The sequence below is a fragment of the Pantoea trifolii genome (genome assembly GCF_024506435.1).
Taxonomy (GTDB): Bacteria; Pseudomonadota; Gammaproteobacteria; order Enterobacterales; family Enterobacteriaceae; genus Pantoea; species Pantoea trifolii.
This window is the reverse complement of the sequence record NZ_JANIET010000001.1, coordinates 2,046,381-2,068,908: the sequence shown is the minus strand read 5'-3', so window position 1 is coordinate 2,068,908 and position 22,528 is coordinate 2,046,381. Positions and strand designations below refer to the sequence as shown.

Genomic DNA, 22,528 nt, shown 5'->3' with positions numbered 1-22,528 from the left:
ATGAACGCACGTCATCAGCAGATTATCCAATTGGTTAGCGAGCGCGGCAGCGTCAGCGTTAATGAGCTGGCGCACACCACCGGCGTCTCGGAAGTGACCGTGCGTCAGGATCTCAATCTCCTCGAGAAAGGCGGCTTTCTGCGCCGCGTGCACGGTTCCGCCGTGGCGCCAGAAAGTGATGACGTCGGCGCACGTATGCAAACCCGCTTCGGCGTGAAAAAGCGTCTGGCCGAATACGCAGCGTCGCTGGTGAACAGCGGTGAAACGGTGTTTATCGAAGGCGGCAGCACCAACGCCTTGCTGGCGCGTGAACTGAGTGAACGCAACGACATCACCATCATTACCGTGAGCCATTACATCGCCGGATTGCTGCGTGAAAAGGGCGGCGATGTGATCATCCTCGGCGGCCTGTTTCAAAAAAGCAGTGAATCGGTGGTGGGGCCGCTGACGCGTTTGTGTATTCAGCACCTCAATTTCCACAAGGCGTTCATCGGCATTGATGGCTGGGATGTCGTCACCGGCTTTACCGGCCGCGATATGTTGCGCTGTGACGTGGTCAACGCCATCATGGAAAAACCCACGCACACCATCGCGTTGACGGATTCCTCAAAGTTTGGCCAGATTCATCCGTTTGCGCTGGCACCGCTTCAGCCGTTTAAGCAGCTGATCACCGATGCCGAACTGGAGGCGAGCTATCTAAAAACGCTGCGTGAGATGGGCGTGGAAGTAAGTTTGGTTTAATTTACGCGATCAGTTATTCAAGTGAAAAAGGATTGATGAATTGCCTGTTCCACAGACTTTCCCGATCCACCTGGCTCAATTCGGCTTCATCACAAACATGATGCCAATAGGTTTCGATAGCCGTTTTTAACATCATGAAATGCGTATGCGCGTCAGTGCGGCTCAAAGCAAAGTGGTGAGCTGCATCCAGGCAGCTGCTCATGCGACTTAAATTATTGTTGCCGCTTATCAGCATCGCCTGCGAGGCTTCGTTGCCAGCGCGGCCCTGCGGGCAAATATCATAAGCAGGCGTAAGACTGAAGCTTTTACCATCCCAGAATGCAGCATGATTGCGGGCATGGTCATCGGTATTGCCGCAGAGAATATTGAAGCAAAGCCGTTTATACAGTTCCAGCAAAGTCTCTTTGGGCGACGCAAATCGCTGTCGAATAATTTCAGCGAGTGTTTCGTAACTGGCATAGCGCGCCAGCATATCGTCGAGTTCAAACAAGGTCAGCGCCGAAAGCATTACTTTTCGTGTCCATCCATCAGCTTTTTGTTCGCGGTCGAAACGCTCGATCATGATCACATCGCGTCCAGCTGCTTTGACTAACTTGACCGGGGCGACATGCAAACCTGCCAACTGCGCCAATCGCATCGCCAGGAATTCGCCTTTTACTACATTCCAGATATCCGCACTGGCAGAAAATTTAGCAATGTATTTTTTTCCCTCAGCCTCGATCAGCGCTTTGGGCCGCGCGCCACCGATCGACGTCCCATGGAAAAGCGCCTGATCCAATTCAGGTGTTAACGGCACGCCTTTTTCGACCCGATCAGCAGACTCCAGTAATTCATGAAGGGTGACATTCGCAGCCGATCGCGGAATGTACTCCGTTGCCGAGTGCTGGAAATCCAGGGCACCAATGCGATCTGAACCAGACTCGATGAGATACGTTAGCTCATCGAGTATTCCGGTATCGACGTTGGCACCTTTCCGTCCCATTCGACGGTTGATAATGACACGTCGTCCCCAGGCATCAGGCGCGCTATCACGAATACAGCCCGCAATCTTTAACCCATTCAGCGGCGGTATAACGCCAGTCTGCAGAGGAAGTTCATTGGGATTGAGCGGGATGCGGTTTTCTCGCTGTAGATAACTACGACCATAGTTGAAAAACAGCGTATCGCCTTCAGCCTCTATCCTGCCCGCCACCACTGGCGATATCTCACCTGGAAGCCATATCCATACGTAAGCGTCTCTTAAACGCGCTTCAGAAGTCATCCTTCACCTTCCTGCTGCTCTTTATTTTGCTGGTGTGTTTAGGTAACAGCTTTAGCTTTTCCTCAACACGATTTCGATGACTGACCAATGAGGGCAAACTCACCTCTGTATCAAACAGGGGAATACCCAGGATGGCCGCAATCTCAAAATAACTGCCAATCTGACATTTCACATCGCCTTGCTCAATACGATGTAAAGTCCCACGCGAAATGCCAGCTCTTTCAGCCAATTCGGATACCGGAATTTGCTTCTCAATACGTTCAGCACGAATCAAGGAAGCCAATAAGGCAATCGCTTCCTGCGCATAACGTGAGGTAGGTGAAGTGAAAGAGGTCATCATCTGTTCCATGCATGGTACCAATAAGGGTTATATGTACTCTATGTGGAACATTTTAAACATAAGCGTATGTTTTTTCCAATGCTGCATGCTGGCGTGGATGTTCTCTATATAGTACCAATAAGCATCATTGGTACTATATAGAGAACATCTTACTACTCTTTTTTTAACCCACCAATTCCTGCGCCGTCAATTCATCCGTGATCAAACCGGTCACCAGACCGCTGGCCAGCACGGCGCGAATCGCCGCGACTTTACTGGCGCCGCCTGCCAGGGCGACAATCTCTGCGCGATGCGAAAGATCGAGATCCACCGACAAGGTGCGTGCCGTCAGGTTGGTGTGAATCATCTGCCCATTGGCATCGAAGAAGTGGCCCAGCAGTTCACCGACCGCTCCGGATGAGGAGATATCATTGATCTCCGCTTCATCAATCATGCCGGCTTCAACCAACTGAGCAGCGGGTTCCACGGTGCCAATGCCCACCAGTTTGACTTCACTCTGCGCCGCCATGGCAAACACCTCGCTCACGCCACGCTGCGCCAGCAACACTTCACGATCTTCCTGAGTATTCGCAAAGAAAGGCACCGGCATCATGTAAGCCTGCGCACCGGTTTTCTCGGCGATGCGATGCATGACGTCGTGGGGATTGAGCGCGTAGTTGCGAGTTAAACAGCCGAGCAGCGAGACAAAGCGCATGTGCGGCGCATCGATACGCGGTAATTGGTGGATGGCGGCGGAAAGGGTGCGGCCGTGTCCCAGACCTAGCGTGGTAGAAGGCGACGCGGTGAGCAGATTACGCAGATAATCCGCGCCCGCCATGCCCAGCGCACGTACCGGCAAACCTTCTTCACCAAGGTCAGGCGCGACATGACAGAAGTTAAGCGCGAATTTCGCCCGCAGCCGATCTTCTAACGCGACGCAGGCGACAATATCGCCATCGATAGACACCTTCACCGCGCCTTCCGCCACCATGCGCGCAATCATGCGGTGCGTTTTCACCGATGGCAGCCCGAGTCGTTTCGCCACTTCCGCCTGCGTCAAACCGCCGACGTAATGAAGCCAGGCGGCGCGCAGCGCCAGAGATTCGTCGCGTTCAGTCGAGGTTGGTGCCGGTTTCATGGGTTGTCCTTTGGTTTAAAATGTGCACTTTGGCCCTCATCCCAACCTTCTCCCGCAGGCGGGAGAAGGAGCCGATCGAGCAGCCTGCGCGGACAGTTCCCTCGCCCGCTTGCGGGAGAGGGTTAGGGTGAGGGGAAATGCGCACCTCACTCCGCCAAATGCAGATCCTGCACGCCGGTATCAATATGTCCGGCCCAGTAGGCGACGCTTTCGGCGATCTCGGCTACCACCTTGCTGTCGGTTGGCTCGCGCTCTTTAAAGCTCAGTTCAAGGCAGATCTCATTATCCTGCGCGCCGCCGCGCGCCAGCGCGTCCAGCAGCGGCTGCGGCTGTATGCGGCCGCCGGCATTGTACTGCAATGTAAAAGGTCTGTGTCCGCCTTTATCCAGCATGCTCTGTTTAATATGGATAATCGGAGAATAACGCGGCACCGCTTCGGCCCACGCATAGGGATCGTAATCGCGCGGATCGGCGGAGGTAACATCACCGTGATCGATATCCGCCATCATCCACATCGGCAGCGCCATCGAGGCTTCGCTCAAACGCTGCTGCAGCGCTAAACAGGCCGGAATGGTTTCACCAAACTCGCGGCCCACACTCATCGGTTCCCAAAACAGGTATGTCAATCCGGCGGCTTTGGCGTGTTCGGCAACGTCGGCCCAGCAATCAATGGCGATATCGATCAATGCGTCGCGGCGCGCAACATCGTTGAAATCCCGCTGAGTAAAGATGGCGAACTGCGATCCCACCGAATCGCCACCCAGTTCGGCGGTGATATCGGCGAAGGTTTTAAACCAGTCCACGTAATAGCGGCGCACTTCAACATCAGGATGGCCAAAATGGTTGAGGCGGCCATACGGCCCGGTCATGCCGGAGGTCACGCGCACGCCGGTGGTGCGCAGCGCCTGCTGCATGCGGCGCGTCATGCGCGTGATGGTCGCAGCGGGCCAGCCGGGATTGATGAATTCATGGGTGAGCTGCACATCACGAATGCGGATCTGCTGCGCCACGGTGTGAATCAAATCCTGCGGTTCGGCAAAGCGATTCACCAGCGGATTGGTATTCAGTGACAGTGTTAACGGCATGATTCACCTCTTATCCGGCATGCGCACGCAGCGGTACGGGAGCAGCAAAGGTGGCGTTGAACCACTGAGTGAAAGCCTGTTGCTGAGCCTCATCGAGGTGCAATTTATGCTTGGTGCGACGCCACAACACATCTTCAGCCTGCTGCGCCCACTCGTTTTCCACCAAATAACGCACCTCAGCTTCATACAGTTGCCCACCAAAGTGACGGCCAAGTTCGCCCAGCGCATTGGCATGACCGATCAACTTATCGATACGCGTGCCATATAGCCGCGCATAGTGTTTGCGCAGCGGCTGCGGCAGCCACGGCCAGCGCGCTTTAACCTGCTCTAAGAAGCTGTCGAAATCGGCGTGCGGCATATCGCCGCCCGGTAAGGTGGCGCCACGCGTCCAGTCCGCGCCCATGTCAGGGAAGAACGGTGCCAGCTTCTGAATGGCGTGTTCAGCCAGCTTGCGGAAGGTGGTGATCTTGCCGCCAAACACATGCAGCAGCGGGGCGTTTTGCTGATCGTCGAGGTCAAACACGTAATCACGCGTCACCGCCGATGGATTGCCTTTGCCGTCATCAAACAGCGGACGCACGCCGGAGAAGCGCGTGATCACATCGCTGGCGCGCAGTTTCACCTTGAAGTAGCGATTCACCACATCGATCAGGTATTGCTGCTCGCTGTCGTCGGCGGTGACCGCTTCCGCTTTGCCCTGCCACGGAATATCGGTGGTGCCGATCAGCGCTTTATCGCCCTCATACGGATTGATAAAAATCACCCGCTTGTCGGTGTTCTGCACCAGATACGCCTGCTGACCTTCCCAGAATTTCGGCACGATGATGTGCGAGCCTTTGACCAGCCGCACGTTGCGACTGCTTTTGGTGTGCGTCACCTGATTAACGATATCCAGCACCCACGGCCCGGCGGCGTTGACCAGCACTTTGGCGAACACGGTGCGCGAGGTACCGCTGACATCCTGCAGGGTGATTTCCCATTTGCCGTTGTGACGTGTTGCCGCCACGCAGCGGGTGCGCGGCAGAATGGTAGCGCCACGCTCGGCGGCATCCAGCGCATTCAGCGTCACCAGCCGCGCATCATCCACCCAGCAATCGGAGTATTCGAATCCTTTGCTGTAGCTGTCCAGCAGTGGCGCACCTTCGGGATCGCGCGATAAATCCAGCGAACGCGTACCCGGCAGTTTCTGACGCCCGCCAAGGTGGTCATAGAGAAACAGGCCGAGGCGCACCAGCCACGCCGGACGATCGGTTGGGCTATGCGGCAACACAAAGCGCATCGGCCAGATAATGTGCGGCGCGGCGTTAAGCAGCACTTCGCGTTCGATTAACGCCTCACGCACCAGACGAAACTCGTAATACTCCAGATAACGCAGGCCGCCGTGCACCAGCTTGCCGGAGCGCGATGAGGTGCCCTGCGCGAGGTCGTCTTTCTCACACATCATCACCGACAAGCCGCGACCGGCGGCGTCACGTGCGATACCCGCACCGTTGATACCGCCGCCAATCACAAACAGATCCAGCATGTGTTCACTCATGATTTACTCCTTAAAACTGTTTTAGCGCGTGCCAGGCGGCAGGAAGATCGTTACGTATCTGCTGATAGGTGGGGAACAGCTGGTTGTAGCGCTGCGTCAGTTCGCTGGCCGGTGCTTCGGGCGCATCCAGCAGCGGCATCACCCAGGTTTTGACGCAGCTCTCCATCGACGGATAAGCGCCAATCGCCACCGCCGCCATCATCGCGGCACCGGCCGCACCGGCTTCATCGCGCTGGCTGATGCGCACCGGCGCCCCAATGCAGGCCGACAAAATCTGGCGTAACGGTTGCGAACGCACCGCGCCGCCGGTTAACCGGATTTCACCCGGCAAACTGCCCATCGCCTGATAGCAATCACGCGCGGCAAAACCGATGCCTTCGATTACCGCCCGCACCAGATCGCCAAAGTTGTGGGTGTAACTCAGGCCGGTAAAGCTGGCGCGCGCCTCGGCATTGACGAACGGTCCGCGCTCTCCGGCAATCGAGATATAAGGGTGATAGAGCAGGCTGCCGGGCTTGGCCGCGTTGAGCCAGCGATCGATATGTCCCACCAAACGGGCATGATCGATTTCGCAACCAAAGCTGTTGAGCAGATCGCTGGCCAGATTCAGTAGCCAGTCGAGATTGAGCGTCGATGCCATATTGGTTTGCACCTGGGTGACATAGCCCGGCCACGGCAGCGGAATCACGTAGCCAGTTTGCGCCGGATTCAGCCACACCTCATCGATGGTGACGCTGCGCAGATGCACGCCAGTTGATCCAACAATTGAGCAAGCGGTATTGGCTTCCCCGGTATGCACGCCTGCGCCAAGCGCAGTCATCGCCATATCAACATAGCCGAGGCAGATTGGCGTGCCAGCCCGTAAACCGGTGGCCTGCGCGGCTTCAGCGGTTAACGGATGCGTGGTTTGCGTGCCTTCGATAATTTCCGGTAGCAGATGACGACGCTGTTCCAGCCCCAGCGCGGCAATCACCTGATCGTCATAACGCTGGTGGCGGAAGTTGCCAAAGGTAAAGCTCGCCTCGGAAGGATCGGTAGCGCGAATGCCAGTGAGATTGAGGTAAAGCCAATCCTTGCAGTGCAGCGCCACTTCGCAGTGGGCTAACAGTTCGGGGTAGAAGTGATCCATGTGCGCCAGCTGCGATCCCTGCTGACAGGTATTGAGTCCGGTGCCGGTCGCGCTAAAGCGTGCGGCAGCTAACGGATGTTGATTGAGTTTTTCAACCGTCGGTGCCGCGCGCGCATCCAGCCAGATCCACGCATCGCCGACCGGTTGATTATTGGCACCCACCAGCCAGCTGCCGTCGCCCTGGGCGGTGACGGCCACCGCCACAACCCGCGCGGCAAGGTTGTCGACGCGCTCGCCCAGTTTACGTATCGCGGTGACTGCATCCTGCCAGGTTTGGCTCATTGACTGCTGCGCCGCGCCGCCTTCGCTGCGGTAATAACGGTTACGCACCGATGCGCATGCCAGTTGCGTGCCTTCCAGATCAAACGCCACCGCTTTAACCACCGAGGTGCCGGAATCCAGACCCAGAATGATATCGCCACTATCCACGTACACCTCCGAAAGAAAAAGAGTTCTGTTCATCGCCGTGATCACCGGAAAGGTGTTAATGGGCTGTGATGAATTTGCTAAATAATGTCTTACACCACTTCTCACTGAGATAACATATCAACTGTATTATTTTTCGATAAAACCAATATATTTCATTTCGGATAGCGAAGCAGATCACGGATTAGGTGGTAAATCCTCACAAGAAGAAATGAGATAACACGGCGAAAAGACTGATAAGGCGGGGTTTAATGCGCTTTGTTACGAGGCCGACATCAAATAAGCGATCCAGATCGCTCTCCTGAAAAAATTGCGCGCCACCTGTTGACAATTTAGTCACATCAGCACAATTCTCATCACACAAGTTATCACATTTATAACATTATCGGCGCGATTATCGCAGCTGATGTCAGTGAGAGGTCACGTTATGTCCGATGTCTCAATTCAAGCCCAGCAAATTTCCCGCAAACGCGTCCGGCGCTACGCCACCCTCGGCGTGGTGGTGATTGCGCTGATCGCGGCGATGGCGCTCGACACCAAGGTGGTAAAAATGGGCTCCGCCGAAGATGCGCAGGAGCAAGGCTTCTCGCCCGAGAGTTACGGCCAGAAAACCTTCCCGAGCATACAGCAGGATGTGGCATCACGCGCAGTAGACGCCAAAACGTTAGCCGATGCGCTGCAAACCAATCAGCAGGAAGCGGTGCAGAAATATGGCGTTGGCGCACCGCTGCCGGTCTTTGCCGTTAAATTCTCCGGCGTGGTGCAAGCGGGGCAGATGGGCATCTTCCCGCTGAAAATCGACGGATTACCGGCAGATATGCAGGTGCGGTTGCAAACCGGTCCGGCGATTACCGGCACCGATCTGCGTGACGCTAACGGCAAGATCCAGTTCGGTGATTTCACGAACCAAATCGAATATCAAAATGCCGGTTCGGCGATCAATCGTGCGATGAAAAGCGCGGTGCTCGACAAGCTGGACCGCGATGCATTGCCGGGTAAAACCGTGCAGGTGGTGGGCGTGTTCCGTTTGCTCAACGCAAAGAACTGGATGGTGACGCCGGTCAGCATGGAGGTGAAATGAAACCGTTCAACCTCAATCCCGCCTTGCTGAAAGGCGAAGTGATCCTGCAAGCGCGCAACGTGAGTAAAGTGTACGGCTCCACGCACGCGCTGAAGGGCGTCAATTTCGAAATTCGTCGTGGCGAAGTGACCACGCTGTTTGGTGAAAACGGCGCGGGTAAATCGACGCTGATGAAAATTTTGTCTGGCGTGATTACGCCAACAACCGGGGAAATCTTATTAAACGGCGAGGAGAAGACCTTTCGATCCGCCACCGAAGCGCGTGACTGCGGCATCTCGATTATCCATCAGGAGTTGAATCTCGCGCCAAATATGAACGTGCGCGACAACATCTTTATGGGGCGCGAAATCATGAAGCCGGGCGGCGTTGATTATGCCGAAGAGGCGCGCGTAACAGCGCACCTGATGGCGGCGCTGGAGGAGGAGATCGATCCGCTGACGCCGGTGGAAAACCTGCGTCTGGGCCAACAGCAGATTGTAGAGATTGCGCGCGCGCTGTCGGTCAATTCGCAGATTCTGATCATGGATGAACCCACCTCGGCACTGAGCGCGGCGGAAGTGGCGGTGCTGTTTCAGGTGATCCGTGATTTAACCAGCCAGGGCGTCGCGATTGTCTATATCTCGCATCATCTCGAAGAGGCGCTGGAGATTACCGATCGTGCGGTGGTGCTGCGCGATGGCGTGATGACCGCCTATGCCAAACGCGAAGAGATCGATCTCGAATGGATCGTGCGCAACATGGTCGGCGATCACTTTGATCTGGGATCGCCGCCGCAGGGTTACGACTTCGGCCTGCCGGCGCTGACGGTGAAAGATCTGACGCTGAAAAGCAAAACCGGCATTCGGCTGGTGGACAACTTATCGCTGGCGGTGCAAGCCGGCGAGATCGTCTGCATTTACGGGCTGATGGGCGCGGGGCGCACCGAGTTGCTGGAGTGCATCGCCGGACGTCTGCATCAAAGCAGCGGCCATATTCTGTTGCAGGACACCGATATCTCCGCGCTGAACATTTCACAACGCATTCAAATCGGGCTGGCGCTTGTGCCGGAAGATCGGCAGCGCGATGGCCTGGTACAAACTATGTCGGTGGGGGAAAACCTGTCGCTGGCCAGCATCGGCGACTTTGTGCGCGGGCTGGTGCTCTCCAGAAGCCGGGAAAAACAGCTGGTCAACGACAGCATTCGTAACGTGACGGTGAAAACCGCCGGTGGCGATGCGGCGATTGGATCGCTCTCCGGCGGCAATCAACAAAAAGTGGTGATCGGCAAAATGCTCGCCACCCGTCCCAAAGTGATTCTGCTGGATGAGCCGAGTCGTGGCATCGATATCGGTGCCAAAGCGGAAGTGTTTCGCCTGCTGGCGGAGAACGCCAAAAAGGGGCTGGCGGTGGTGTATACCACCTCGGAAGTGGGCGAATGCCTGAGTATTGCGCATCGCATTGTGGTGATGAGCAAAGGGCGCATCTCCGCCATCTTCGACGCAAGCGTCAGTAAAGAACGCATTATGGCCGCTTCAGGCGAGTCTCTGGTGGCATGACATGAAAAGTGGAGCAAAAGGTATGACTGACAGAACACAAACGCTGGACACGCCGCCGGTGATAACTAAGAAAAAAGGCGACAAGCAGCTGAATGTGGCGCGCCTGCTGCTGGAAGGGCGCGCGTTCATAGCGCTGCTGGTGATTATCGCCACCTTCTCCATGTTGTCGCCTAACTACTTTACCGGCGCCAACTTCCTCACCATGGCATCGCACGTGGCGATTTTCGGTCTGCCGGCGATCGGCATGCTGTTAGTGATCCTCAACGGCGGCATTGATTTATCAGTGGGCTCTACGCTTGGTCTCGCCGGGGTAATGGCCGGATTTATGATGCAGGGCATCAACCTCGAAGCGCTCGGCGTGGTGCTTTATTTGCCGGTGTGGGCGGTGGCGATTTTGACGCTGGTGGTCGGTGCGCTGGTGGGATTAGTCAACGGCGTACTGATCGCCTGGTTCCGCGTCCCGGCATTCGTCGCCACGCTTGGCACCATGTATGTGGCGCGCGGCATTGCGCTGCTGATTACTAACGGCCTCACTTACAACAAACTCTCAGGCAGCGAAGCGCTGGGAAATACCGGCTTCGACTGGCTCGGCTTTAATCGCATCTTCAATATCCCGGTTGGCGTGCTGGTGCTGAGTGTGGTGGCGCTGGCGTGTGGTTTCCTGCTCAGCCGCTCGGCGTTTGGCCGCTGGCTGTACGCGTCGGGTGGCAACGAACGCGCGGCCGATCTGTCGGGCGTGCCGGTGAAGCGCATCAAAATCAGCGTCTATGTGTTGTCTGGCGTCTGCGCCGCACTTGCCGGGCTGGTGCTCTCCTCACAGCTCACCTCGGCGGGCCCAACCGCCGGTACCACCTATGAACTGACCGCCATTGCGGCGGTGGTGATCGGTGGCGCGGCGCTGACCGGTGGACGCGGCAACGTGCGCGGTACGCTGCTTGGCGCGTTCGTGATTGGTTTTCTCTCTGATGGCCTGGTGATTATCGGCGTCTCTGCTTACTGGCAGACGGTGTTCACTGGTGCCGTGATCGTGCTGGCGGTATTACTCAACACTTTGCAATACGGACGGCGCGCTCGCTAACTCACGCGCGTGGTTTCAGCAGCGCGCGGATATCCGTAAAACCTGTACCCCATATAATAACGGAGCACCAACTATGTTTACTAAACGTCTCTTCATCGCGGCCGCGGCTATGGCCATCACCACTTTTGCTGCACCCACCTGGGCAGATAACGGGTTAATGACCATCATCGTTAACGATCCTTCCAACCCTTATTGGCTGACGGAAGGTCAGGTGGCGCAGAAAGCCGCTGAAAAGCTGGGCTACAGCGCCAAAGTCAGTGCGCACAAAGGCGATACCAATACTGAAAGCCAGCTGATTGATACGGCGATCACTAATAAATCGAAAGCGATTATTCTCGACCCGGCTAACGCCGATGGCTCGGTCGGCTCGGTGAAAAAAGCCATCGCCGCCAATATTCCGGTGTTTATCATCAACGCCGAACTGAATCAGAGCGGCCTCGCCAAAGCGCAGCTGGTATCCAACAATGCGCAGGGCGCGGCGGTTGGCGCGATGGAGTGGGTGAAGCAGGTGGGCGATACCGCCAACTATGTCGAGCTGGTTGGCCCGCCGTCAGATAATAACGCCGCCACCCGCGCCAATGGTTTTGATACGGTGCTGACGCAATATCCCACCCTGAAGAAAGTCGGCCAGGAAGTGGCTAACTGGGACCGCACCCAGGGGTTCAACAAAATGCAGTCGCTGCTGCAGGCCAATCCCAACATTAAAGGCGTGATCAGCGGTAATGATGAAATGGCGCTGGGCGCGATCGCTGCGTTGAAAGAAGCGGGCAAGCTGAATCAGATCAAAGTCGGCGGTTTTGACGGTTCACCAGATGCGGTCGACGCAGTGAAAGCCGGTACGCTGGCTTACACCGTGATGCAGCCGGTAGCGCAGTTCGCGCAGAAAGCGGTAGAGCAGGCGGATAGCTTCCTGAAAACCGGCAAAACCGGTGCGGCATCGGAGAAGCAGCTGTTTGACTGCATTCTGATCACCAAGGAGAACGCCGGTAACTTTGCTTCACCGTTTGTGTTGAAGCAGTAAATAACCAAAATCACGTAGGGTCGCCATTTATGGCGACCTGATTATAACGACATGAATATACGATCCGGACAATTTGCCAAAACCCATTTTAAACGCTGTAATGAGTGCCGAACCCGCTTTCCGCTTCACTTTCCCGGATGAAATATGGCGCACAACCCGCAGGACTCTTCCCTTGGCGTATTTATGGCCGAAACCCTACCCAGCGATAGCCGTCAGGCGCGCCAGCTCGCCCGTCGCCAGTTAATCGCCGAAGCGGTGATGGCTGAAGGGGCGATTCGCATCGAAGATATCACCGATCGCTTCGGCATCAGTTTGATGACCGCGCATCGTGATATTGACGAGATGGTCGAACGCGGACTGCTGCATAAATCGCGCGGCGTGGTCTCTGCGACGCCAACCAGCCTGGTTGAATCCAGCGATATCTACCGCGCCACGCGTCAACTGGAAGAGAAGCAGGCGATTGCCGATGTCGCCGCCACCTATCTCGAACCGGGCCAGGCGATTTTCCTCGATGATTCCACCACCGTGCTACAGATGGCGCGGTTACTCTCCGCACGCGCGCCGCTAACGGTAATCACCAATTCACTGACCTTGATGAACGAGCTACGCAACGGCCGCGATATCACGTTGATGGGCTTAGGCGGACAGTTCTATCACTGGTGCAATGCGTTTATGGGCCGTATGACGCGGGATGAAATTGCCAGCCTGCGCGCCGACGTGTTCTTCGTCAGCATGTCTGCGATTATCGACGATGCGGTGTTCCATCAATCTGCTGAAACGGTGGAAACCAAACGCGCGATGTTTGACGCCGCACAGAAGCGCATTCTGATGATGGATAACACCAAGTTTGAACGTCGCGCGCTGCACCGCTTTGCGCATCTCAGTGAATTCGATGTGGTGATTGTCAATCAGGGCACGCCGGTACCTATTTTACGTCGTATGCAGGATTTAGGTGTAAATGTGGTGGTCGCCCCAATGAAAATAAATCATTCGGTTGATTCGTAAAAAGAGGGTCCCTCTAAATGGCGACCTGGAGATATATGGTATGCCAATCTTTACATTAATTTAAATATATTCCCGCCTCGTTGATTTTTTTACTTTCTTTAATATGTTCAGCGTCTTATTCGGGAATTTCCTGGTCATGAACGCGCCGTAGTGCTCTATGTTTAATATTCGGCCCTGGTTCAGAATGATGAGGTATCTGATGCTGATTAAACTTAAGCGCACACGAACGCACGATGAGGACAGGAATCTGGCAATGTGGCTCGCCACCGCAGCCGGCGTGCTCAATGCGATCGCTTTGGGGGCGTTTGGCTTTTTCCCCTCACACATGTCAGGTAATACCTCACAATTATCCAGTGAAGTGTCGAACGTTAACTTCCGAGATATCACCTTTTTAGCCACCATCCTGTTTGCCTTTGTTTGTGGTGCAGTCACGGCGAGAATGGTGGTGATCAGCGGATTAGCCAATGGCAATCGTATTATATTCTGCCAAATATTGTGGGTTGAAGGGCTGGCCTTAATCGCGTTATCGCTGTTTGAAATGTTCTTTTATTCATCGGCCAATAACCGGGAGGTTATTGTTATTCTCGGCTTCCTGATGGGCGTACATAATTCAACCTCAACGCAGTTATCCAATGGCCGCGTGCGCTCAACCCATATTACCGGCACCTTAACCGATGCCGGGATTTCACTGGCATCAGTATTAGCGGCGCTGTTCCGCCGCGATCCGTCGAAACAACTTTCGGGCCAGAAACGTCAGCTGTGGACGCATCTGACTACCATTTTCTCTTTCCTGATTGGCGGGATTATCGGCCTAATGATGTTTAAACATCTTGGTTTTAAAGCCATGGCGATGGTGGGTGGCTTACTAGTGATTGTTGCCACGTTGGCGATGGTGAGAACGGTGGCGCGCGTAAAGCGGACGGCCTCATAATCTGATGAGGCGGTGACTTTCTCGCCGCCTCGCTAGTACCAGCACCAAATAGGAATTTTTACCTTCCACCTCAGCGTAAAACACCTTAAATTCACGCCGACGAGCAGTGCCAGTCACAACAGATTGGGTATTTTAACAACAATCAAATAAACAACTTTTGCATGCCATCTATTCATGGCAGTGAGGCTTTGTATGCTTTTAAAACGCAGCTGTAATATCGCTATTGTGGTGCTGGTTATGTTTTCTGTTACCGCTTGTGGCATGTCGCATCGTGGCAGAAATACCGCGATTGGTGCTGGTGTTGGTGCGGTAGGTGGGGCGGTGCTTACCGGTGGCAGCACCTTTGGTACGCTGGGCGGTGCGGCAATCGGTGGTTTGATTGGACATGAAGTGAGCCGTTAATTAATACTTCCACGCCTAAATAAGGAACTTCATTAATAACGCATTTATGCTACATAGGAGATTCTGTTTATTCCTACGATAAAAGAGGCGATGACATGGAGTTCCACCATAAAAGCTGGCAAGAAAAAGCCTTCGATTTAGCCAATCAGGGTATTTCGTTGGATACGCTGGGTGAAAAAGAGGCAGCAGCCTGTTCATGGGCTGCTGCAGCTGAAGTCGCTAAAGCGCATTTGCGAGATAATGATATCTATTATTGGATTATGAGCGGCTACGGCGCGGTATTAATCCAATGTCAGCGCTATCTAGAAGCCATTGAGGCAGCAAAAGAAGCCCTTGAATGGGAAGCGCAACAAAACCAGATTCTTTCTCGAATGACGCTCGCGCGTGCACTTTATGCGCTGGGTGCGGGAGATGGTGCAAAATCTTATTTCCAGCAAATTTATGACATGAAAGGTGACGACATCTTTGTGGCATTTCCTGAATTCGAGCCAGCAACACTTCGTGAATTAGTCAGTATCAGGAAATAACCGTAGGGCGATTCTCTCCGGTCATCATCCAGAAAACCCGCAGCACCTTACGAGCGGTACGTTCATGAGAACGAGCTGCTTCACGCTTTAACAGAGTGTGGTTGAATGATGCCGAGCTTGTGGGGATTTAAAGCTGATTCAGAGACGACATCAGAATTTAGCCGCCACATCTAAAGGGCGTATAATGTATATTATGTTAAATGAACTCTCTGCGCGCGCATTCAAATCACCATCAGCCCATCACCTGCCTTCAAACACCTCATTCACCAACAATCCGTAACCAGCGATAATTCTGGCAACGGACTGTTGAACTAACGATGTCGTTATCTGCGTCCTTTAATCACTGATGCCTTCCAGTTGAAGTCACTGACTTCACTCTCTTTCAGCGATTCCGGTTTCTTCCTGCGCGTTGGTGTTTTCTTTGCTTTATCAGCCAGCGCTTTCTCTTTGGCCAGTTTCATCGTCATGATTTGCTGACGGGCTTCCGCCGTGAACTCTTTCTCTTTCTTCGCATCCGGCTCTTTGCCGGTGCGCTGGCGATACTTTTCCATCAATCCTTTAAACGCTTCTTCTACTGCAACGCGTTCATTGAGATTGAATTGATCGATGGAAATCATTTTCTTGTCGTTCATAGCGTACCGTCCAATAGTGATTTTCTGGCAACAAGTGTACCGCATTTACCGGCAATGAAGATCGCACCATTGCCGCTGGCGAGGCTTTCTTGTAACCTTTGCCGTCAACATTTTAAGGATTTCCTATGAACGATCATCGCTCCAAAGATCCCTTGCACGGCGTCACGCTTGAGATGCAAATTAATGCGCTGGTCGCCCATTATGGCTGGGCCGAACTGGGTAAGCTCATCAATATCAACTGCTTCAAAAGCGATCCGAGCGTTAAATCGAGCCTGAAGTTTTTACGCCGCACACCTTGGGCACGCGCTGAGGTTGAAGCACTGTATCTGGATTCACTGGATGATTTTGCTGCGGATAAGGCAGATGATTCCGCGCCAAATCCCTGGACCATGGGCCAAGATCAGTAATTTCAGGCGACAAAACCGGCAGCGCTACGTGAATTCTCGGCAACTTCCACCCTGCTCTTTTTGCAGAATTCACGTAGCGACATCATATAAGTTCTCCCATTTATCCTCCGCTCGGTCACTTTCATAACTTCCCAACCTTGCCCGCGTCATCACATTTTCCAATGACCGATCGTATTGTAAGTTTTCATGCTGCATGACAATATCGCTACATGTATATACATGTACCACCAAGAGAAGCCACATCATACTAACAATAATTTCCCATCTTTAGCCGTTTTAGCGAGGAAACTATGTCAGCCGAATCACCTACAGCAGATCACGCCGGCGCAGAAAAACAGCGCCTGTCAGAAACGCGATCCATTGATTACATTCCTCCGAGCGAACGCCACGGACATTCTTTTAGTCAGTTCACCTTGTGGTTTGGCGGTAATTTGCAGATTACCGCCATCGTGACCGGTGCGCTGGCGGTGGTGTTGGGCGGCGATGTGGTGTGGTCGATCATCGGCTTGCTGGTTGGGCAAGTTGTGGGCGCGGCGATCATGTCACTGCATGCCATTCAGGGACCGCGTCTCGGATTGCCGCAAATGATTACCAGCCGCATGCAGTTTGGCGTTTATGGTGCGGTGATTCCATTAGTGTTGGTGTGCATCATGTATGTCGGATTCTCTGCCAGCGGTACGGTGCTAGCTGGACAGGCGCTCGCCAAATTGATCAATACCAGCAATGCGTCAGGCATGATCCTGTTCAGTGCGATTATCGTCGTCATCGCGGTGCTGGGATATCGCGTGATTCACAAGCTCGGTAAAGTGGCCAGCGTGATTGGCGTGCTTGCCTTTATTTACCTGTTTATCACGCTGCTCTCAACCCATGATCTGTCCGCGGTGTGGCAGAATCAGCATTTCACGCTCGCTAACTTCCTGCTAGCGGTTTCGTTGTCGTCGTCATGGCAGATTGCATTTTGTCCGTATGTCTCTGACTATTCGCGCTATTTACCGGCCAACGTCTCAGCCAAAAAACTTTTCAGCTGCGTTTTCTTCGGCACGGTTTTAGGAACGCAGGCTTCGATGACGTTGGGTGTAATTGTCGCGGCGATTGCCGGTAAGGCTTTCTCTGGCAACGAGGTTGGCTATATTGTCAGTTTAGGCAGCAGCGCCACGATGGCGATGGTGATCTACTTCGCGATCTGCTTTGGCAAAATCACTTTCACCACGCTGAATGCTTACGGCAGCTTTATGTCGCTCACCACCATCGTCTCTGGCTTCCGTCAGAAAACCGCATTAAGTCGTGGCGGCCGCATTTTGTTTGTGGTGTTAATGGTGACTATTTCTTGTGTGATTGCGCTGATTAGCGAACCCGCTTTCCTGAAATCCTTCACTCATTTCCTGCTGTTTTTACTGGCTTTTTTTGTGCCATGGAGCGCAATCAGCCTGACCGACTTCTACCTGATCACCAAAGGTAAAGTCGATGTACCGGCGCTTTCCCAGCCCAACGGACGTTACGGTCGCTGGAACTGGGCGGGCATAATTGTCTACTTCTGCGGCGTGCTGGTGCAGTTGCCGTTCATTGATAATCCACTGCATCACGGATCGTTAACCTGGATTTTTGCCGGTAACGATGTATCGTGGATTATTGGCTGGTTTGTCACCGCGCTGCTGTGGTTAGCCGCCAGAAAGTTCGATCGTCGCGGAATGTTAGCGCACTCTGTTTACCCCAATCAGTGACAATGTCACGCACCCTGCATTAATGAATTGCGCTCACAAGTGTTTGCAGCTTTGAGCGCATTATCATTCAGCCATCGCGCCGCTACACTTTAACCATGCTGCACTGACATGGAGATAAAGATGAACGACCAATTTGACGGCAATGGTATCTTCCCGAAAGGGCCTAAAAACGACGCGTTTGCGCAATACTTCACCGGTACCAGCTATCTGAGCATGCTGACGACAGAAGGCGTCAACATCGGCAACGTGGTGTTTGAACCCGGCTGCCGTAATAACTGGCATATCCATCATGGCGGCGGGCAGATTTTGCTGGTGACTGGCGGAACCGGCTGGTATCAGGAGTGGAATCAGCCGGCGCGTCAGTTAGTGGCGGGCGATGTGGTAAACATTCCGGCGGGATTGAAGCATTGGCATGGCGCGTCGGCGGATAGCTGGTTCGCACATATTGCCATCGCAGTACCGGCTGAAGGCGCTTCTAACGAGTGGCTGGAGCCGGTTTCTGACGAGGAATATCAGCAACTGTAAGGTGCGCCTTTTGATAGCGGTCGCCATGAATGGCGACCCTACGGGATTATTTGTAACTTACTACCGTCACCCAATTGGCATCTCCGCCGGCTGGCGCCTCGCCAACGCGTTTCAGCGCCCCGCTTTCCTGATCAATGGCATAGCTGCCGGTAAGCGCACTCTTTTCGCCGCTGGCAATCAGCCAACGTCCGTCAGCGGTAATCGCGATACCGCGCGGCTGCTTCTCGACTTGCCAGCTATCAATCAGCGTCAGTTTGCCATCATCTTTATTGATCCGGTATCCACTGATGGTGCTGCTGGTGCGTTCGCTGACATACAGAAAACGGCCGTCTGGCGTCAGACGAATATCGGCTGCCCAGATGCGCGGCGTAGTGTCGCTGTAGCCCGGCGGTCGCTCTTTACCGTGTTGCAGCTTATATTTCTCAGCGACGGCATTCGGCGTCTCCGCCACTTTCACCAGCTCACCGCTGGCTTCACGACGAAACTGCGTAATGATGCCGCCCATTTCACCGATGTTGTAGAGATAGCGATTATCTGGCGACAACACCGAATGACGCGGTCCGTTCTCTGTCGCCGTTTTAACATAACCGTTGCCCAAGCCCGACAGTTCGCCTACGGCGTTTAGCTTCAATTGCAGCACGCGATCGGTACCGAGATTGCCGACATAAGCGTGTTTTCCGCTCGCATCGACAATCACCGAGTGCGCGGCATGTCCGGTTTTGTAACTACCGACCGGCGGTGCCATCAGCTTGCCATCGTTATTGAGTTGGTAAACGTGCACCACATCGCCGTCGTAGGACGCGCCCAGCAGAAAACGCCCTTGCGGATCCGTGCTGATGTAGGGATAACTGGCCGCAGCGGAGACGGTATTCAATGGGCTGAGATCGCCCGATTTGCTGTCGATGTTCCAGCTCACCAGTTGCAGCGGTTTGCTGCGAATCGCGGCGTACAGATGCTTATGATCGGCGCTCAACGCCATCGGCATCACTTTGCCACCGGCTTGCGTGCGTCCCAACAGTTGTAATGCACCGGTTTGCTCGTTCAGCGCGTAGCGCGCGAGGGTGCCATCATCGGCTTCTGAGACGTAGACAAAAGTTTGCGCCAGTAACGGCGCACTGGCAGCCAACGACGCTAACAGCGTCGCCGTGCGTAATATCTTCTTCATGCTGCTTCCTTAGCGTACCAATGACGGACGTTTGGCGTCATAGCGCCAGTTATCGATCAAAAACTGCATCCCCAGCGCATCGTTGCGATTTTTATCCGGCAGCGCGTTGTAGAGCGCATGCGCTTGCTCAACGCGATCCCTATCCAGCTCGATGCCCAATCCCGGTCCTGACGGCAACTCCAGATAACCATCGCGAATTTGCGGCGGTTGACGCGTAAGCTGCTGGCCATCCTGCCAAATCCAGTGCGTATCAAAGGCGGTTTGACGATCGCCCGGTGCTGCGGCGCCAAGGTGCGCGACCATCGCCAGCGAAATATCAAAATGATTATTGGAGTGGCAGCCGGTTGTCAGCCCCCATTCGTTGCACAACTGCGCCACCACGTTGGCGTTACGCATCGTCCAGAAGTGCGGATCGGCGAGCGGGATATCGATGGCATTTAGCTGCAGCGCATGATGCAGCTGGCGCCAGTCGTTGGCGATCATGTTCGTCGCGACCGGCACGCCAGTGGCGCGGCGAAATTCGGCCAGCGTTTCCCGGCCGGAATAGCCCTGTTCAGCGCCGCAAGGATCTTCCAGATACGGTACCTTCCCGGCTAGCTGCTTACCAAAGCGAATCGCCTCATCCAGCGACCAGCTGGCGTTGGGATCGACGGTGACGCGCGCGTCAGGGAAGCGTGCCAGCAGCGCTTCAACCGTTGCCACTTCCACTTCGCCTGCCTGCACGCCACCTTTCAGCTTAAAATCGCGGAAGCCGTATTGCTCAACCGCCGCTTCGGCGAGTCGCACCACGGCATCGCTGTCCATCGCCGCTTCATGACGCAGACGGAACCAGCCATCTTGCTCATGCTCTCCCGATTGATAGTTCATATTGGTGCGCTGGCGATCGGCGATGTAGAACAAATAGCCCAGCACTGGAATGCGGTCGCGCTGTTTGCCGCTGGCGAGTAGATCCGCTACCGGCAGATTGAACAGCTTGCCCTGCAAATCCAGCAACGCCGCTTCAATCGCGGCGGCGGCGTTATAGAACTTCTCCGGATTCATCTGCGGGATATGAATGTCATTGGTGTGCGAGGTTTGTTGCTGACGCGCCTCGCTGCGAAATAACTGGCTCAGCGTCGCGTTGAGGCGCAGCAGCGAACTGCCTTCGATCAACGGACGAAACTGTTCCAGCAGCTGCAAGGTGGATGCATGACACGGCGTTTCGCCCACGCCGGTTTGCCCGGCGGAATCGGTCAATATCACGATGATGCGCGTGAAATAGCAGTTATGGGCGCCACCGATGTTTAATAGCATGCTGTCGTAACCGGCAACCGGCACGATGCGCATCGATTTAATGACTGGACTGTCTGACATGGTTTCTCTCCGTGTGACCGAATGCGGGTGGAACAGGTTTGCGACGCAGCAGCAAATAGAGTCCGGTAACCACGGATACGCTGGTCAGCGCATAAAGTCCGCCGGTGGTGCTGCCGGTGTGCATTTCGAGGTAGCCGAATACCGTGGGCGCGAAGAAGCCGCCCAGGTTGCCAATCGAGTTGATCAGCGCGATGCCGGGTGCGGCAATCGAGGCGGGTAATTCACTTTGTGGCATCGGCCAGAAGAACGCCGCGCTCACTTTGGAGCCAATACAGGCCACAATCATCGCCACAAAACCAAACCACGGCGTGCCCAGCGTGGCCATAAAGGTGCCGCACGCGGCGATCAGCATGGCGATGCCGAGCCCTCTATCCAGCTTATCGCGATAGCGGTCGGTGGCTTTGCCCAGTAAAAACAGCGCGACAATGGCGAACAGCCACGGAACGGCGGTCAGCAATCCGGTTTCAAAACTGTTGAAGCCCTGAATACGCTGAATGATCTGCGGAAGCCAGAACACTAACGTGTAGCCGGTCATGGTCATGGTGAAGAAGATCAGGCAGTAAGACAAAAGGCTGCGATCGGTGATCAGGCCCCAGCGGCCGTGTGTCACCGCGTGCTCTTCACGCGCAGCATCTTCCAGCGCTAGCTGCTGAGCCAGCGCCTGCTTCTCCGCGTCGCTGAGCCACTTCGCGCCTTCCGGTTTGGATACCAGCACAAAGGCGGCCAGCAAACCGATCACCATCGATCCGCCGCCTTCCATAAACATCACCCATTTCCAGCCCGCGATGCCGCCAACATCGTGCATCATCAGAATGGCGCCGGTGAGCGGACCGGAAAACAGAAAGGCGCTGGCGGTGGCGCTCAACACCATCGCGGTGGCGCGTCCTCGCCAGGCATTCGGCACCCATTGACGGAAATAGAACAGCACGCCAGGAAAAAAGCCGGCTTCCGCCACGCCAAGTAAGAAACGCAGCAGATAGAAATGCAGCGGCGTGCTGACAAAACCGGTAAGTACCACCACCATGCCCCACGTAATCATGATGCGCGTCAGCCACACGCGTGCGCCGAGTTTCTTCAGCATCATGTTGCTCGGCACTTCAAATAGCGCATAGCCGATAAAGAACAGTCCCGCGCCTAAGCCGAAGGCGGCGGCGCTGATGCCCGCATCCGTTTGCAGTTCGGCTTTTACGAAGCCAATGTTTGCCCGGTCAATCTGGTTCACAATTAACATCAGCGCCAGCATCGGAATGATGCGGCGGAAAAACTTGCCGATGGCCGAGGCGATATGCGCGTCATGATCGGGCGAGAGTGCGTATTGTTGTTGTGTCATGCGTCACCTGTAGGGAGAAAAGCATCGCTATAGGTATACGCAGCAGAGTTGGCTCTGGTGTATGTGGCATTGCCCGAGACCGCTTAGGCAAATGCCCTATGATTGTTAAAATTCATGGTGTTATATTAATTCGCGTCGAAAAGTTTACGCTTGGTTTGTGCGCTGGCTCACTACGGGGG

At 54.7% G+C, this 22,528-nt stretch carries 22 protein-coding genes; 12 read left to right on the top strand and 10 right to left on the bottom strand.

The features are described 5' to 3' along the window. Entirely contained in the window at positions 1–741 is a 741-nt protein-coding gene (locus NQH49_RS09625) for a DeoR/GlpR family DNA-binding transcription regulator (RefSeq protein WP_256696471.1), read from the top strand. 13 nt (positions 742–754) lie between these two features. Here NQH49_RS09625 and NQH49_RS09620 read toward each other — a convergent pair whose 3' ends face one another. The 6 genes from NQH49_RS09620 to NQH49_RS09595 all read right to left on the bottom strand — a co-directional run bounded on the left by NQH49_RS09620 (position 755) and on the right by NQH49_RS09595 (position 7,672). Further along, positions 755–2,002 (bottom strand): type II toxin-antitoxin system HipA family toxin, encoded by a 1,248-nt coding sequence (locus tag NQH49_RS09620; protein ID WP_256696470.1) that lies wholly within the window; start codon positions 2,000–2,002, stop codon positions 755–757. Further along, positions 1,992–2,351, bottom strand: coding sequence for a helix-turn-helix domain-containing protein (locus tag NQH49_RS09615; protein ID WP_256696469.1), 360 nt, complete (start codon positions 2,349–2,351; stop codon positions 1,992–1,994). Before NQH49_RS09615 ends, NQH49_RS09620 begins: the two co-directional genes overlap by 11 nt. A gap of 154 nt (positions 2,352–2,505) precedes the next feature. Continuing rightward, on the bottom strand, positions 2,506–3,459 hold the full coding sequence (locus tag NQH49_RS09610; protein WP_256696468.1) for a sugar-binding transcriptional regulator: 954 nt from the start codon (positions 3,457–3,459) through the stop codon (positions 2,506–2,508). Positions 3,460–3,605: 146 nt separating this feature from the next. Beyond that, on the bottom strand, positions 3,606–4,544 hold the full coding sequence (locus tag NQH49_RS09605) for a sugar phosphate isomerase/epimerase family protein (RefSeq protein ID WP_256696467.1): 939 nt from the start codon (positions 4,542–4,544) through the stop codon (positions 3,606–3,608). Between the two features lie 10 nt (positions 4,545–4,554). Beyond that, the gene (locus tag NQH49_RS09600; RefSeq protein WP_256696466.1) at positions 4,555–6,081 is read right to left on the bottom strand and encodes a glycerol-3-phosphate dehydrogenase; all 1,527 of its coding nucleotides are present in this window, start codon (positions 6,079–6,081) and stop codon (positions 4,555–4,557) included. Positions 6,082–6,091: 10 nt separating this feature from the next. After that, the gene (locus NQH49_RS09595; protein WP_256696465.1) at positions 6,092–7,672 is read right to left on the bottom strand and encodes an FGGY-family carbohydrate kinase; all 1,581 of its coding nucleotides are present in this window, start codon (positions 7,670–7,672) and stop codon (positions 6,092–6,094) included. A 391-nt stretch (positions 7,673–8,063) separates the two neighbouring features. On the opposite strand from NQH49_RS09595, the gene NQH49_RS09590 reads away from it, so the two are divergent. The 8 genes from NQH49_RS09590 (at position 8,064) to NQH49_RS09555 (ending at position 15,216) form a co-directional block, all read left to right on the top strand. Further along, positions 8,064–8,717 carry a DUF2291 domain-containing protein gene (locus NQH49_RS09590; protein WP_256696464.1) on the top strand — a complete coding sequence of 218 codons (654 nt, stop codon included), beginning with the start codon at positions 8,064–8,066 and terminating at the stop codon, positions 8,715–8,717. After that, entirely contained in the window at positions 8,714–10,252 is a 1,539-nt protein-coding gene (locus NQH49_RS09585) for a sugar ABC transporter ATP-binding protein (RefSeq protein ID WP_256696463.1), read from the top strand. Before NQH49_RS09590 ends, NQH49_RS09585 begins: the two co-directional genes overlap by 4 nt. Before the next feature lie 22 nt (positions 10,253–10,274). After that, positions 10,275–11,330: an ABC transporter permease gene (locus tag NQH49_RS09580; RefSeq protein WP_256696462.1), complete on the top strand. Its 1,056-nt coding sequence runs from the start codon at positions 10,275–10,277 to the stop codon at positions 11,328–11,330. 73 nt (positions 11,331–11,403) lie between these two features. Beyond that, the gene (locus NQH49_RS09575) at positions 11,404–12,351 is read left to right on the top strand and encodes a D-ribose ABC transporter substrate-binding protein (RefSeq protein WP_007888383.1); all 948 of its coding nucleotides are present in this window, start codon (positions 11,404–11,406) and stop codon (positions 12,349–12,351) included. Positions 12,352–12,495: 144 nt separating this feature from the next. Next, on the top strand, positions 12,496–13,356 hold the full coding sequence (locus NQH49_RS09570; protein ID WP_256696461.1) for a DeoR/GlpR family DNA-binding transcription regulator: 861 nt from the start codon (positions 12,496–12,498) through the stop codon (positions 13,354–13,356). Positions 13,357–13,555: 199 nt separating this feature from the next. After that, positions 13,556–14,287, top strand: a complete 732-nt coding sequence (locus NQH49_RS09565) for a YoaK family protein (protein WP_256696460.1) — start codon at positions 13,556–13,558, stop codon at positions 14,285–14,287. A 192-nt stretch (positions 14,288–14,479) separates the two neighbouring features. Next, positions 14,480–14,689, top strand: coding sequence for a YMGG-like glycine zipper-containing protein (locus NQH49_RS09560; protein WP_061718879.1), 210 nt, complete (start codon positions 14,480–14,482; stop codon positions 14,687–14,689). Positions 14,690–14,784: 95 nt separating this feature from the next. Further along, a complete protein-coding gene (locus NQH49_RS09555) occupies positions 14,785–15,216 on the top strand; it encodes a hypothetical protein (protein WP_256696459.1) in 432 nt (143 codons plus the stop codon). Between the two features lie 323 nt (positions 15,217–15,539). Here the strand turns inward: NQH49_RS09555 and NQH49_RS09550 are convergent, their stop codons facing one another. After that, a complete protein-coding gene (locus tag NQH49_RS09550) occupies positions 15,540–15,848 on the bottom strand; it encodes a hypothetical protein (RefSeq protein WP_256696458.1) in 309 nt (102 codons plus the stop codon). Positions 15,849–15,973: 125 nt separating this feature from the next. Between NQH49_RS09550 and NQH49_RS09545 the strand changes: the two genes are divergently transcribed. From NQH49_RS09545 to NQH49_RS09535, 3 genes are all read left to right on the top strand, one after another. Next, complete coding sequence (locus NQH49_RS09545) at positions 15,974–16,255, top strand: VF530 family protein (protein WP_256696457.1); 282 nt, start codon at positions 15,974–15,976, stop codon at positions 16,253–16,255. 290 nt (positions 16,256–16,545) lie between these two features. Further along, positions 16,546–17,976 carry a purine-cytosine permease family protein gene (locus NQH49_RS09540; RefSeq protein WP_256696456.1) on the top strand — a complete coding sequence of 477 codons (1,431 nt, stop codon included), beginning with the start codon at positions 16,546–16,548 and terminating at the stop codon, positions 17,974–17,976. A gap of 120 nt (positions 17,977–18,096) precedes the next feature. Beyond that, on the top strand, positions 18,097–18,501 hold the full coding sequence (locus NQH49_RS09535; protein ID WP_154156110.1) for a cupin domain-containing protein: 405 nt from the start codon (positions 18,097–18,099) through the stop codon (positions 18,499–18,501). A 46-nt stretch (positions 18,502–18,547) separates the two neighbouring features. On the opposite strand, the gene NQH49_RS09530 is transcribed toward NQH49_RS09535, so the two are convergent. Genes NQH49_RS09530 through NQH49_RS09520 form a run of 3 tightly spaced genes read right to left on the bottom strand, consistent with a single transcriptional unit; the run spans position 18,548 to position 22,349 of the window. Next, positions 18,548–19,666 carry a lactonase family protein gene (locus NQH49_RS09530; protein ID WP_256696455.1) on the bottom strand — a complete coding sequence of 373 codons (1,119 nt, stop codon included), beginning with the start codon at positions 19,664–19,666 and terminating at the stop codon, positions 18,548–18,550. A gap of 9 nt (positions 19,667–19,675) precedes the next feature. Next, positions 19,676–21,019, bottom strand: coding sequence for an enolase C-terminal domain-like protein (locus NQH49_RS09525; protein ID WP_256696454.1), 1,344 nt, complete (start codon positions 21,017–21,019; stop codon positions 19,676–19,678). Then, positions 20,997–22,349, bottom strand: coding sequence for an MFS transporter (locus NQH49_RS09520; protein WP_256696453.1), 1,353 nt, complete (start codon positions 22,347–22,349; stop codon positions 20,997–20,999). The genes NQH49_RS09525 and NQH49_RS09520 overlap by 23 nt, the downstream gene beginning before the upstream one ends. Between the last annotated feature and the right edge of the window lie 179 nt (positions 22,350–22,528).

What these genes read in the sequence shown, in the direction of transcription:
- NQH49_RS09580 (WP_256696462.1), top strand. Translation starts at nt 10,275, where the DNA reads ATGACTGACAGAACACAAACGCTGGACACGCCGCCGGTGATAACTAAG.
- NQH49_RS09610 (WP_256696468.1), bottom strand. Translation starts at nt 3,459, where the DNA reads ATGAAACCGGCACCAACCTCGACTGAACGCGACGAATCTCTGGCGCTG.
- NQH49_RS09530 (WP_256696455.1), bottom strand. Translation starts at nt 19,666, where the DNA reads ATGAAGAAGATATTACGCACGGCGACGCTGTTAGCGTCGTTGGCTGCC.
- NQH49_RS09585 (WP_256696463.1), top strand. Translation starts at nt 8,714, where the DNA reads ATGAAACCGTTCAACCTCAATCCCGCCTTGCTGAAAGGCGAAGTGATC.
- NQH49_RS09570 (WP_256696461.1), top strand. Translation starts at nt 12,496, where the DNA reads ATGGCGCACAACCCGCAGGACTCTTCCCTTGGCGTATTTATGGCCGAA.
- NQH49_RS09520 (WP_256696453.1), bottom strand. Translation starts at nt 22,349, where the DNA reads ATGACACAACAACAATACGCACTCTCGCCCGATCATGACGCGCATATC.
- NQH49_RS09545 (WP_256696457.1), top strand. Translation starts at nt 15,974, where the DNA reads ATGAACGATCATCGCTCCAAAGATCCCTTGCACGGCGTCACGCTTGAG.
- NQH49_RS09615 (WP_256696469.1), bottom strand. Translation starts at nt 2,351, where the DNA reads ATGGAACAGATGATGACCTCTTTCACTTCACCTACCTCACGTTATGCG.
- NQH49_RS09575 (WP_007888383.1), top strand. Translation starts at nt 11,404, where the DNA reads ATGTTTACTAAACGTCTCTTCATCGCGGCCGCGGCTATGGCCATCACC.
- NQH49_RS09550 (WP_256696458.1), bottom strand. Translation starts at nt 15,848, where the DNA reads ATGAACGACAAGAAAATGATTTCCATCGATCAATTCAATCTCAATGAA.
- NQH49_RS09590 (WP_256696464.1), top strand. Translation starts at nt 8,064, where the DNA reads ATGTCCGATGTCTCAATTCAAGCCCAGCAAATTTCCCGCAAACGCGTC.
- NQH49_RS09535 (WP_154156110.1), top strand. Translation starts at nt 18,097, where the DNA reads ATGAACGACCAATTTGACGGCAATGGTATCTTCCCGAAAGGGCCTAAA.
- NQH49_RS09600 (WP_256696466.1), bottom strand. Translation starts at nt 6,081, where the DNA reads ATGAGTGAACACATGCTGGATCTGTTTGTGATTGGCGGCGGTATCAAC.
- NQH49_RS09605 (WP_256696467.1), bottom strand. Translation starts at nt 4,544, where the DNA reads ATGCCGTTAACACTGTCACTGAATACCAATCCGCTGGTGAATCGCTTT.
- NQH49_RS09555 (WP_256696459.1), top strand. Translation starts at nt 14,785, where the DNA reads ATGGAGTTCCACCATAAAAGCTGGCAAGAAAAAGCCTTCGATTTAGCC.
- NQH49_RS09595 (WP_256696465.1), bottom strand. Translation starts at nt 7,672, where the DNA reads ATGAACAGAACTCTTTTTCTTTCGGAGGTGTACGTGGATAGTGGCGAT.
- NQH49_RS09560 (WP_061718879.1), top strand. Translation starts at nt 14,480, where the DNA reads ATGCTTTTAAAACGCAGCTGTAATATCGCTATTGTGGTGCTGGTTATG.
- NQH49_RS09565 (WP_256696460.1), top strand. Translation starts at nt 13,556, where the DNA reads ATGCTGATTAAACTTAAGCGCACACGAACGCACGATGAGGACAGGAAT.
- NQH49_RS09625 (WP_256696471.1), top strand. Translation starts at nt 1, where the DNA reads ATGAACGCACGTCATCAGCAGATTATCCAATTGGTTAGCGAGCGCGGC.
- NQH49_RS09540 (WP_256696456.1), top strand. Translation starts at nt 16,546, where the DNA reads ATGTCAGCCGAATCACCTACAGCAGATCACGCCGGCGCAGAAAAACAG.
- NQH49_RS09525 (WP_256696454.1), bottom strand. Translation starts at nt 21,019, where the DNA reads ATGTCAGACAGTCCAGTCATTAAATCGATGCGCATCGTGCCGGTTGCC.
- NQH49_RS09620 (WP_256696470.1), bottom strand. Translation starts at nt 2,002, where the DNA reads ATGACTTCTGAAGCGCGTTTAAGAGACGCTTACGTATGGATATGGCTT.